The sequence below is a fragment of the Actinomadura latina NBRC 106108 genome, from assembly GCF_001552195.1.
GTDB classification, from domain to species: Bacteria; Actinomycetota; Actinomycetes; order Streptosporangiales; family Streptosporangiaceae; genus Spirillospora; species Spirillospora latina.
Genome location: NZ_BCQS01000019.1, coordinates 1 through 12,190 on the forward strand (window position 1 = coordinate 1; position 12,190 = coordinate 12,190).

A 12,190-nucleotide genomic window follows, 5' to 3' on the forward strand; every position below is an offset into this window, starting at 1 on the left:
CAGGATCGGCCCGATCCTGGAGTTGACGCGCCAAGAGTGCACGTCCCTTCTGGACTCGATTCGAGCGACGAGCTGACCGGACGTCCCTGCGCGGTCAGGAGGTGGTCAGGAGGTCTTCTTCCTCCGGCCGCCGCGCTTGAGTTTCTTGGGACGCCAGTTCTTGAGATCGTCGTCCGAGATCCCATACGTGCGCTGCTTGTCCTCCAGATACATGGCGTACGCATCGGCCGGGCTTTGCCCGAACGCCGGATCAACCTCGCCGTGCCACTGCCGCACCCAAGGCAGGACTTCGGCCAGGCCGGCGAGCAGTGGAGTCAACCGAGCCGCGTCCCACCCGTCCTGAGTGGCCCGCTCCTCGAGCAACGTCATGAGCGCCTGAGCCTGCTCCCGGTGATCCCAGCCTGCCCACCCGAGAAGCATGGACGAGTCCCCGTCCGGGCTACTCTCCGGGTACGAGATGAACCGCTCCTTGGGTACGTCCAACTTCCCTCGGTTCCGCCAATACGAAATCTTGAGGAAGTCAGTCGAGGCGTACTTAGGAGGTGCCGGAATGTCGAGCCGCTTACCCGTTCGATCCTCTTCCCGCTGCTGCTGCCAGACATCCCACCACTGTGCTCGCTTCCGCAAGCCGGATGCATCCTTGTACCGGAGCGCAGCAAGGTGCGGAACATGCTCGTCTTGCGTTATCTCATCTATCACCTTGGCCAGCTCACCATCATCACCTGCATACAGACGAGCGACATTCACAAAGTTATGGTTGTAGCGGAGTTGGTCAGCGAGCTGGTTCACCGTCATCACACGAGGCTGCCTGATACCTTGTTCATCTTCCACAAACCAGCACGACTGTTCCTCTATCCGTTCCAGCAACCAATCACGAAGCGCCGACTTCTCTTGTTTATCCCACGACTCACCGATCCATCGGCGTTTGCACTCGGGACGCTCGATCAAAGCAATATCCCTACGCATCTCGATCACCTCGATGCGCTTTTTGACTAGGTCTATATAGTCTTGAGGCCAGCAGCTAGGTATTTCCATCACAGGAGTGATTCCGTGCCGTTTGAACCACTCCGTCCGCACTTCTCCTTGCTTCACTTTACCAGCCAACAGAATCTCAAAAGCGCGCTCACCAGAGCCTACCTCAGGGACTGAACCGACCGGGAGATGCAATTTCTCATTTAGCAACCCGTATAGATAGTATGATTCCCAGTCCAATTCCTCCTGCTCCGCAATCATCTCCTTGCGAAGGGCGTTCCAGCGGGCGCGTGCGTCATCAAGAAGCCTCCGCGTCGGCACTACATCCTTGCATATAGATATCGGGTTGACAGCCTTCAGCCTTCCTGCCAAGGCATCGAGCCGCTTAGCCCGCTCAAACGGAAATTCTGGTGGAAGCGGAAACTCCTCCAGCTTAGTACCGGTGAACTCGAATCGACTTTCCCAAGCTTCATCCTGGACCCCACGCCCGATTCCGCTGCCACCTTTAGGATGGCTAACTTGCTTAAGCCAGAAGCAGGCAGTGGAGCTATTAAGCACTCCAAGAAGTCCGTGGTAATCATGCTCTGAAGCGTTGCCGTGGAGACTTATGAACGTTACGGCCTGGGTGGCAAGTACAGAGTCTCTCCTCAAAGCGAATTGCGGATGAGTCGACACAAGAGCCATCATGAGGCCCAGGGGAGCTTCCCAGCGCTTATCAGAGAAAGCCGAGTAGTGATGCCACGGTATGCCTCGACTTTCTTGCGTACCGCTTAGGCTTCGACGCCTCTTCAACAACAGCCTATTTGGCCACAGGACCTTCTCCACCGACTTAGGAATATAATCGGAATCATAATGTGGATGAGTGAACACCGCTCCAGTTCGTCGACGCATGGACCAATCGCGTAGCTGGTCACCCTCTACAAATTTGCCTCGGCATTCTGGTGGTATCCTCTGGCGCAGCAGCGTTGCACTGCCAAGCAAATAGGCATCGTCTTCACGAGTCACGCACAGGAAGCCGAAGTCTGCCATCCTGCTTCGCAGCTTCGCAGTGCCCGCCTTTTCAATTTGGCTTTTCAATTCCGCTGCACCACCGCCAGATAGCGACCAAGGATGCTTTGCAAGACGCGATCTAGGGACGTCTGCCACGCTGATCCACTCGGATTCACTCCCAGGCTGCCCTATTTGGTCAACGATTGCGCTCCAAACCAGGCCCTTTGCTGGATCACCGGGCTGTGCGGGCTCACCGCGAACTCCCATAGCCACACGGATCGGGAGGTCCCCCTTAGGCCACCGGCGGCGACCGAGCAGGATGACCGTTGGCGTTCCATGTCCCGGGATATAGGCTCCCGAACTGTCCACAATGTGAGTTAGGTCGACAGTCGCGAGGTAGCCCTCAATGAGAGCCTTGCCGAACTCCCGCTTCATAAAGGAGTTAGCGGTAATCTGCCCAACATAGCCAGCCGACGCACCTCCATACCCTCCATATATTGCTAACTGAAAGAAGCGTTCCGCGAACGGAGCAGATAGGGCATACTGCCGTGAACTGCTTTTATAAGCCCGATAGTTTTGGTTCTCTTGCTTGTCTTTTACGGTGATGTATGGAGGATTCCCGACAACCACGTGGTAACTGCCAGCCCCGAGCAGATCGACCGCGCCAGCTTTGGCATCGTCCTCACTGCCGATGAACTCGTAGATGTCTTCCGTGGCGTACGTGTGCGGCTCGGCTTCAGAGAGCAGATCCTCCTGAATGCCCGGCGCCCCACGGCCATGCAGAAGAGAGTCTCCAGTGGCTACGATAATGGGGAACTCCGGCGCCTGCGCGAGCATGGAGACCCCGCCCGCCTTCATAACTGCTGCGAGGAGGCGGAAGCGGGCGATGTTAGCGGCGAAGGGGTTCTTATCCACACCGTGCACCGACAGCAGCGTCCGGCGGATCAACTCCCAGATGTCGGTGGCCGGCTCGGCGGCCCGCCACTTGCCCAAGATCCGATGGAACGCGCCCAGCAGGAAGTGCCCCGACCCACACGTAGGGTCGATCAGCCGCAGCCCGGCCAGGCCGAACTCGTCCACGGCCGGCTCAAGGGTGTAGTCGAGGATGAACTCCTCAACGAACTCCGGCGTCTGCAACAGCGCATACGTCTTCTTCGCATGCTCCGACAAATCCTGGTATAGGTCGCCCAGGAACCGGGTGTCCCAGTCGGGGTCGGTGAAGTCGTGGACGATCTCACCGTCCTCGCCACGCCGCCTCCAGAACGCCAGCAGCGCCTTGGCCGCGTGGTGCGGGATTTCAATCTGCCACATCGGGTTGTGCGCACGATCGAACAACCCTGCGGCAACCGGGGAACGCGACATCTCCGCGAACCCCGCCAGAATCCAGTCCCGGTCGGTGTCGTGCGGGTGCTGCCGGATGTACTCGGCCTGCCGCTCCTGCGCCAAGTCCAGCCGCTCCCCCGGACCGGCCAGGAACGGCACCTCGATCAGGCCGTTGTCCTCGCAAAACCGCAGGAACACCGTCCCCAGCACCCAGGCGACCGCCGCCTGCGTCACCCGATCGTCCAGCCACGACTCATACGTCGCCGCGATCCGGCTCGCCGTACGGGCCTGCTGCCACTCCCCATACAGGCGGGCATGGGTGTCCAAATCCTCGGCCGCGCGCTCTCGCAAGTCGCCTTCGAGGGCACCGACCTGCTTCTTCAGGTCGGTGAGCAGCGCCTTGCGGTCGATCATGAAGCTCTCCCGGTCGACAGTTGATCCTGCTGCCCGAAGGTGCCGGGCAGTACGAGGCGTTCGTTGCTGGTATTGGTCTGGACGACCACGTCGTCCAGCAGGGGCAGGGTCTTCGGGTCCTGCATGGGGCACAGCAGCCACACTCCGTGCGGCGCTTCGTGCGGGTCGCGGGCCGCGTCGGCGAGGCGGGACAGGAGTTCCGGCCCACCCCTGTAGCGCGCGAGGGGCGTCGCATCGTGCAGCAGCGGCACGCGGCCGGCCGCTCGAATCACCTTCTCGACGTCCGCGAACGCTTGGGCGACGAGTTGGTGGTAGACGGGCGGGGCGGTGGCCGGGTCCGCGCCGAGCATCGTCGTCCAGGTGGGCTTGCCGCGGGCCGCGACGATCTCGCGGAGCGCCCGCATGAACTCGATGGTCACGTTGATGGGCGTGACCTCGTCGAACACGGCGAGTGCAGCGAGCACGGCCTCGGCGTGCCTCGTGCGGGTCTTGAGGGCGAGGAAACCGCCGCCGTCGATGCTGCCGAGGAGGCGTCCGGTGACCTGGTCGGTGTCCAGGCGTCCGGTCGCGGACGTCCCGGAGCTGCGCCCGTAGCTGTATGTGCGGGCGGCGTTGTCGTACCGCTTGTCGACGAGGCGCTTCCCGTCCTCGTTCCACTCGACCTGGTAGTCCGCCCTGCGGAGCGCCTTGAACAGCGCGGCGGGGGCCCCGTCGCCGTCCGGCAGTGTGGTCATGCGGGGGAAGCGGGCGAGGACGCGGCGGCGCAGGTCGCGGGGGGTGATGCCGTCACCGGCCAGGTATCCGGAGAGTTGCGCCAGCTTCAGCGCGCGCACCGGGTCCAGGTCGCGCGGGTACAGCTCCAGGCGGGCGGTGACGGCCGCGTTCGTGGACGCGGCCGCCGCCAAGGCGACGAGAGCCGTGTCAGGGAGCAGCGGCATCTCGGCCGGGACGATCACTTCGCGCAGCGTCCCGCGGACGGTGACGGCGCTGGGCAGCGGATCGAGCGCGGCCAGGTCGTCGGCGCGCTTGCCGAGGTCCTCGGCGTAGTCGAACAGGTCGGCGGCGGTAGGCAGGTCCGAGTCTTCGGGTGCGCGGAGGGCGACAAGGACGATCTTTCCGCCGGGGCCGGTGCGGCGTTTGGCGAGGCGCGGTTCGTCCAGGCGTTCCTCGGTCTCGATCGCGACGCGGAGCGCAGCGCCGGCGACGGCGCGGCGGGCGTCCGGGTCGGCAAGGCCGCTGCCCCGGCGGGCGAGCAGCTCGGTGGCGAGCTGGTCCGCTTCGAGGACGCGTCCCTTCTCGGCGAGGATCGCGACGACGTCCTCGCGCAGCGGCCGGATCGCGCTGTCGGCCGTCCAGCGGCGGCGCGCGTCGGCGAGGGCCTGCGACACGTCGGTGGGCTTGATGCGTTTGAGGTCGGCGATGTCCCGCTGCGGCGCCCACAGGTCGAGCGGGGCCTTGGCACCGTCCGGGCCGGGCAGGGCGAGGACGAGCCTGATGATCTGGGCGTCTTGGCTGTCGCCCTTGGGAACGAGGCGGCCGGCGATCTCATCGAGGGTGAGGTTCTTGTACCTGTCCTTGGCGGTGGTGCCGGCGACGGAGACGTCCTCGGCGGCGGTCCGCTGGTCCTTCGCGGCGGCGCTGACCGACTCGCGGGAGTGGAACTTCGCCCGCCATCGGGTCGCCAGGTCCAGCAGCTCGTTGCGGGGTCGGGACCCGACTCCGAGACGGCTCAGCCGGTGGACGCGGGTGGCCGGGATCGCCATCAGGTCCTTGACCGTGGACACGCCCAAGCCGTCGATCGCGGCGGACAGCGCGCGTGGCGACAGCCCGGCCTCCACGAGGGGCGTCCCCGGTTCGGCGGCCTCGGCCCGCGCCTTGCGGGCCTGGATGACGTCGTCGGTGTCCTCGTCGGTGCTGCCCGGTGTGGTCGGCGGCGCGGTCTGGTCGAGGTCGAGGAACATGCCGCGCCAGGCGTCCCGCATCTGCTTCAGCGACGCGAACCGCTTCTCCGCGTCGCGGTGCAGCGCCTTGCGGAAGAACGCGGCGAGGGCGTCGCGGAGGCCGGCGTCGAAGCGGTCCTCGGAGATCTGCGGGGTGGACTCGGCCTTGTCGATGAACTCGGCCTCGGCCATGCCGTCGCCCCAGGACGGGCGTTCCGCGGCGGCCATCTCGTGGAGGGTGACGGCGATGGCGTAGCGCTCGGCGTGCTCGTCGTAGCGGGGACGGCGGTCGGTGCCGACGAACGGGTCCCGGTAGTCGGGCGTCCCGGCCTTGACGGCGGTGTCGGGGGTGCCCGCCATGGAGAAGTCGAGCATGACCAAGCGGCTGGTGTTGTTGGCGAGGCGGCGGATGGCGAGGTTCTCCGGCTTGATGTCGCGGTGCCGGACACCTTCTTCTTCCAGGTAGTCGGCGGCGTCGAACAGCTCGTCGCCGAACTTCTCCAGCTCGTCCGGGGAGAGGCGGCCCTGTCGTTTGATGTGCTCGGCGAGGGTGGCCTGACCGGCGTATTCGAGCGCGACGACCGTGCGGCCGGCGACCTCGAACGGACCCTCGATCAGCACGACGATGCGGGTGCTGCGCAGCCGGGCGAGCAGCGCGGCCTCGGCGTGCAGGCGGTCGGCGGCGGCCTCGGTCAGCGCGACCTTCAGGACACCGGTCTGCGTGCCGTCGGGCGCTTCGCGTTCGGCGAGGAAGGTGCGGGACGTGGAGCCCTGGCCGAGGTTTCGCTGGACCGTCCACCCGTGGACGACGGTGCCGCGGACGGCTTCCAGGGGGTCCTGGTCGGGTTCGGCGTCGGGGGCGGTGAGGTCCTCCTCGATCATGTCGAGGTATTCCAGGAAGTCCTTCGCCGACTCGCAGCGTTTGAAGACCTCGACCTGGGTGGCGTCCTGGATGGCGCCGTCCATCAGCGGGGTGATGGACTCGTCCACCGCGGACGGCGTGAGGCAGTGCTCCTCGGTGAGGCGGCGGGCGAGGGCGCCGCGGCTGTCGGCGGGCGGCGCCCCGGTCATGATCAGGTAGCCGAGGGCGCCGAGCCCGAACACGTCGAGCGGGACGCTGTCGGCCTCGGCGCGTCCGAACTCCGGCGCGAGGTACGCCTCGGCGGAGCGTTCGATGTGCCCGGCGGCGGTGGCGGCGTCCCCGGCGAGGGTGGACGTGCGTCCCTGCGCCGCACCACCGGCACCGCCGCCCGGACGGGCAGCGGCCTGCCAGTCGACGATCTTCAGGGTGGGTTCGTAGCCCGCGCCGTGGAACGCGACGTAGACGCTGCGGGCGGCGAGTGCCCGGTGGTACAGGTGGCGGCGGTGCGCGTGCTCGACCGCCTCCGCGAGCTGCCGGATCATGTTCAGGCGGGTCTCGACGTCGAGGCCGTCGCCGTACTGGGCCATGTAGTGGTCGAGCCGCAGCCACTCGGGACGGTGCGGGAACACGATCGCGGGGCCGGCGTCGTGGTCGTCGCTGAACTGCTCCGCCTTGACGATCCCCGGGTGGTCGATGCCCTGCAGGACGAGGTACTCGCGGCGGGCGGCGCGGCGCGTCGACTCCTGCGCCTCGCGGGACGCGCCCAGCTCCGACAGGTAGAGGCGGACCCGCCGGTGGTCGCCTTCGAGGGCGGTGTTCTCGGCGAGGTAGTCCTCCCAGGTGGGGCCGGTGTCCATCGCCTTCGGCTCCAGCCGCCACGTCCCGACCGTGCGGTGCTTGCGGTAGCCCTGGATGCCGATGGCCTCCATCAGCTCGGGCATCTTGCGGGAGAAGGTGGCCTCATTGCGCGCCGACCCGGCGGGACGTCCCGAGCCGAGCAGGTCGTCCCAGATCGCGGGCAGGCCGTTGGAGCGGTCGCGGGCGTAGACGCCGGTGGCCTGCACCTCGTCCAGCTCCGACTTCAGCGCCGGGTCGGACAGGAACACCGCCGCGCGGATGTAGGGGACGGCGAGGCCGCGAGCCGGGTTGCGGCGCAGCGCCCAGATGAGCTGCTCCTTCAACTCCACGGCCTTGCGGTTGGCGAGGTGCAGGGGGTTCTCGATCGTGCTGACCCGGCCGCGGTGGTGGAACATCCATGTGGAGCCGTTGTTGACCAGGCGGCCCTGGTGGCTCTTGATCTCCACCAGGTAGAGGCCGGACGGGGTGACCATGAGCAGGTCGACCTCGCGGACGTGGCCGGACTTGGCGGTGAAGGTGAACGTCGTCCAGGCGCGGTAGGGCTCGGCGGACGGCATGCTTTCACGAACGAAGTCGAGGGCGTCCTGCTCCCAGGGGAACTCGGATCGCGCCCCCCACCAGCGATTACCGCCCTTTGCCATGCCTGTCTGTCCCCCGGTCTAGTCGTGCGTGGACAGGATAGGAGGCGGGACCGACAGTCCGCACCTCGGACCGGTCACGAACGTAAAACGTTGCCGGAAGCGGACGCGCGGCGTGCGTTCACCGAGAAAACCGGCAGGAACAAGGCTAAGTTCGAACGCATCTGAACACGCGCCCCCAGAGGAGTAAGCGGCGTGCCCTTCGAAACCCCACAGTACGAGTTGCGCGAGCTGGTCGAAATGGTCAATGACGGCCGGATGCAGCTTCCCGACTTCCAGCGACCATGGAAATGGGACGATGAGCGGATCATCGCGTTGCTCGCGACCGTGACCAGGCATTACCCGGTCGGGGTCATGATGGCGCTGGAGACCGGCGGGGAGACCCGGTTCCTGCCGCGTCCGCTGTCGGGGGCGCCCGCCGGGCAGGCCGCACCGGCGCTCCTGCTCATGGACGGCCAGCAGCGTCTCACCTCCCTCTATCAGGCGCTCCACTCGGACGCGCCGGTCGAGACGATGGACGCGCGGAAGAAGAAGCTGAAGCGCTGGTACTACATCGACATCGCGAAGGCCATCGACGACGACGTGGACCGCGAGGAGGCGATCCTGTCGGTCCCCGAGGACCGTGTCCTGCGCCAGGACTTCGGCAGAGGCGTCACCTACGACCTCAGCACCGTGGCAAACGAGGCGGCGGCCGGGATGTTCCCGTTGCGGCTGATCCTCGACTCGTCCGGTACCCAGAAGTGGATGCGCGAGTACGTGGCCATCGCGGGTGACCACTGGGACAGGTGGGCCCTGTTCACCTCGAAAGTGCTGAACAACGTCGGCAAGTACATGATCCCCGTCATCCGGCTCACCAAGGAGACCCCGAAGGAAGCCGTCTGCACGGTCTTCGAAAAGGTCAACACCGGGGGCGTCCCGCTGACCGTGTTCGAGCTGATGACCGCCTCCTACGCGGTGGACGACTTCCAGCTCCACGAGGACTGGGACCGGATCTGGAACGAACTGGCGGCCGGCACCATGCTGGTCGCCCCTCCCCGCACGGGGCTGGGCAACACCGACTTCCTGCAGACGATCACCCTCGTGTCCAGCTACTTCACGCGGAACGGGCGGGCGACCTGCAAGCGCAAGGACATCCTCGAACTGCCGCTGCCGGAGTACCGGACGTGGTCGCCCCGGGTCGTCGACGCCTATCACTGGACGGCGAAGTTCCTCCGGCGGCAGCGCGTCTTCAACGTCAGTGACGTCCCCTACATGACACAGGTCGTCGCCCTGGCCGCGATCCGCACCGTCCTCGGCGACGAGACCGACTCCGACGAGGCCCAGGACAAGATCTCCCGCTGGTTCTGGTGCGGGGTGTTCGGCGAGCAGTACGGCGGATCCCCCGAGACGCGGCTGCCGCGCGACCTGGAGCAGGTCGTCGCCTGGGTGCGCGGCGGCGACGAGCCCGCGTCCGTCGGCGAGGCCATCTTCCGAGAAGCGCGCCTGGACACCATGCGCAGCCGCAACAGCGCCGCCTACAAGGGCCTCTACGCGCTCGTCATGCGGCAGGGCGCCAAGGACTGGACCCACAACCGCGACCCGATCGACGAGCAGATCTTCTCCGATCACCAGGTCGGGCTGTACCTGGTCTTCCCGAAGAGCTGGTGCGAGCGGCACAAGGTACCGCGGGAGAAGTACGAGAGCATCGTCAACAAGACGATGCTGGCCCACCGCACGGGCCAGCTCGTCGGGCAGCGCGCGCCCGCCGCCTACATGCGGGCACTGGAGACCGACACCGGGCTGCCGGCGAACTGGCTGGACGACATCGTCGCCACGCACCTCATCGACCCGGCCGCGCTGCGCGACGAGGACTTCGACCGCTTCTACCAGGCGCGGGCCGCCCGGCTGCGGGAGCTGATCGAGGCCGCCATGGGCAAGTCCGCGATCCCGGCCGCTGAGGCCCCCGAGTCCGCCGCCGACTACGAGTCCGATCCGGAGCTGGTGGCATGAGCCTTCCGCCGGAGCTGAAGAACGCCGCGGACGAGCCCGTCGAGCTGACGGTGGCGGACCTGCTCGCGCTGTTCGGCGAACGCAACCGCGACCCCGAGATCGTCGGCCGGATCGAAGCCGGACTCGCCGAGGCCGAACTCGTCTGCGTCCCCGCGCTGCTGCACGGCCACCTGGACTCGACGGTGACCGTCCGCGCCGCCGACGCCGCCGACCGGGACGCCACCGCCGACACCAATGGGCAGAGCGCCACCGCCGCCCTGTGCGTCGGCGACCTCCCCACGGCGCGCCTGCCGGACGGCGCCCTCGTCAGCCTCTCCCCCGCCGACGACCTGGAACGCGCCCGCTTCGTGATGCTGGAGAGCAACTTCTCCCAGCTCCCGGTGATGGCCGGCCCCTACATGCTGCACGGCGTGGTGAGCTGGCAGTCGATCGCGCTGGCGCATATGCGCGGCCAGTGCGAGACGCTCGCCGACGCGACCGCGAACCCGCACGAGGTCGCCATCAACGCCGAGCTGCTGGTCGCCATCCAGGACATCAGTCGGCACGACTGCGTGTTCGTCCGCGACACCGACCAGAAGATCACCGGGCTGGTGACCGCTGCCGACCTCAGCCTGGAGTTCGGCAACCTCACCGGCCCCTTCCTGCGCCTGGGTGAGATCGAGCGGCGGCTGCGCCGGTGTGTCGACAAGATGTGCCCCACCCTGGACGAACTGCGCCAGGCGTCCGGCTACGGCACCGCCGAATCCCCCGACGACCTCACCATCGGGCAGATCATCCGCGTCTTCAAACGCCCGGACCGCTGGGCGCGCCTCAACTGGGGCCTGCCGCAGGACGGCTTCGTCGGAAGGCTCAACGACGTGCGGATCATTCGCAACCAGGTCGCCCACTTCCGCCCCAGCCCCCTCACCCCGGCGCAACGCCAGCAGGTCGACGTCTTCGCCGGCTTCATCAAAAACCTGATGCCGTAACGAAGTTCAAGTTGCGCTAAGGGGCCATCTCATCTACTCAAATCCCGAGTGGTTCGGGCATGCCTGCGGACAGCGCCCGGGGTCAGGCTGGATTTCGTGCGGCGTTGATGACAGCGTCGGCGTCGTCCTGCCGGCCGGCCCTCGCTGCGGCTTCCCGGATCTCGCTGTCTTCCATAGTTCGCGCAAGCTGAATCGCCTCGTGCACACCATCACCGTCACCGAAATCGAGTAGCTTCAGAAACCACCTGACGGCTTCTATTTTTTCAACCGCACCACCAGTGCCATCCGCATACCATTTTCCAAGAGTGATCATCGCAGTCGGGATGCCGGAATCGGCCGCCTTCACATAGAGATTCCTGGCCTCTTCATATTCTCCGCGATCGGCGTGCCAGTCCGCCAGCAGGGCGGCCGCCGCCGCCGGTACCCCATCAGCCAGTGCCTTACGCAGCATTTCAACTGCTCTCGCCTCATCCGGGCGTATGCCAATCCCCTTCATCAGTAGGCTGCCCAGGTTTAATGCCGCGATCGCGTCACCGGACTTCGCAGCCGCTTCGAACAGGTCGGCCGCTGCGGGGACGTCCTGCTGGACGGCGATGCCATTGAGCAGCATGTATCCGAGCCCGCGCCGGCCAGCCGGGTGACCGGCCGCGGCGGCCATGCGGAAATAGCGCAGGGCGGCATCGTGGTCGCCAATGTATTCGAGCGCCAACCCTCCTACCAGCGCCTGAGCGTCCACCCGGCCGGCGTCCGCCAGCTCCTGTAGCGCCGGGAAAATATCGGCCATTTCGTTGCGCGCGGCGGAATCTCCCTGCTTGATCCGAACAAGGAGACCTTCGCACCGCTCGACCAGGTCGTTGCCCATCCATCAAGGCTACAGCCTTCCGGGACTCCATGTAGTCGTAATCCTGAACGGCAACCCGGCATCTTCGTGCTTAAAATCGAGCGACAGCACTGCTGAACTCATCGGCCACAGTGCGATTATGACCGCATTTATATTTTCCGGGAGTCCTTCGTCTCCATAAGTGCCAACGAATGCAGGCCCGCCCAACCGGCGGCCAACTTGGGCCAGAGTCGTTCTGAACCTGATCTCGAAATCCTCCGCTAGCTGCTCTTCGCTCGTCAGACTTTTTGGGTAATCAGGCCATGCGATCTCCAGTGTCGCCTCCAGGAAGGCATGTTCTCCCTGGCCGAACTGGATCGCCACAATATCCCCCTGCCGCCATTCGCGGCGAAGCC

Annotated in this window: 6 protein-coding genes; 2 read left to right on the forward strand and 4 right to left on the reverse strand. The window is 66.1% G+C overall.

Features of this window, described 5'->3' with window-relative positions; all coding sequences use genetic code 11:
* Positions 1 to 105: 105 nt before the first annotated feature.
* Both pglX and pglW read right to left on the reverse strand, forming a co-directional pair.
* Positions 106 to 3,699: a BREX-2 system adenine-specific DNA-methyltransferase PglX gene (pglX, locus tag AL2_RS23920; RefSeq protein ID WP_067637150.1), complete on the reverse strand. Its 3,594-nt coding sequence runs from the start codon at positions 3,697 to 3,699 to the stop codon at positions 106 to 108.
* Entirely contained in the window at positions 3,696 to 8,000 is a 4,305-nt protein-coding gene (gene pglW, locus AL2_RS23925) for a BREX system serine/threonine kinase PglW (RefSeq protein WP_067637152.1), read from the reverse strand. Before pglW ends, pglX begins: the two co-directional genes overlap by 4 nt.
* A gap of 192 nt (positions 8,001 to 8,192) precedes the next feature.
* On the opposite strand from pglW, the gene AL2_RS23930 reads away from it, so the two are divergent.
* Positions 8,193 to 9,986: a GmrSD restriction endonuclease domain-containing protein gene (locus AL2_RS23930; protein WP_210748599.1), complete on the forward strand. Its 1,794-nt coding sequence runs from the start codon at positions 8,193 to 8,195 to the stop codon at positions 9,984 to 9,986.
* The gene (locus tag AL2_RS23935; protein WP_067637156.1) at positions 9,983 to 10,954 is read left to right on the forward strand and encodes a CBS domain-containing protein; all 972 of its coding nucleotides are present in this window, start codon (positions 9,983 to 9,985) and stop codon (positions 10,952 to 10,954) included. Before AL2_RS23930 ends, AL2_RS23935 begins: the two co-directional genes overlap by 4 nt.
* Positions 10,955 to 11,036: 82 nt before the next feature.
* On the opposite strand, the gene AL2_RS23940 is transcribed toward AL2_RS23935, so the two are convergent.
* The gene (locus AL2_RS23940; RefSeq protein ID WP_067637158.1) at positions 11,037 to 11,816 is read right to left on the reverse strand and encodes a tetratricopeptide repeat protein; all 780 of its coding nucleotides are present in this window, start codon (positions 11,814 to 11,816) and stop codon (positions 11,037 to 11,039) included.
* Positions 11,817 to 11,825: 9 nt separating this feature from the next.
* Positions 11,826 to 12,158, reverse strand: a complete 333-nt coding sequence (locus AL2_RS37645) for a hypothetical protein (RefSeq protein WP_157438329.1) — start codon at positions 12,156 to 12,158, stop codon at positions 11,826 to 11,828.
* Positions 12,159 to 12,190 lie beyond the last annotated feature (32 nt).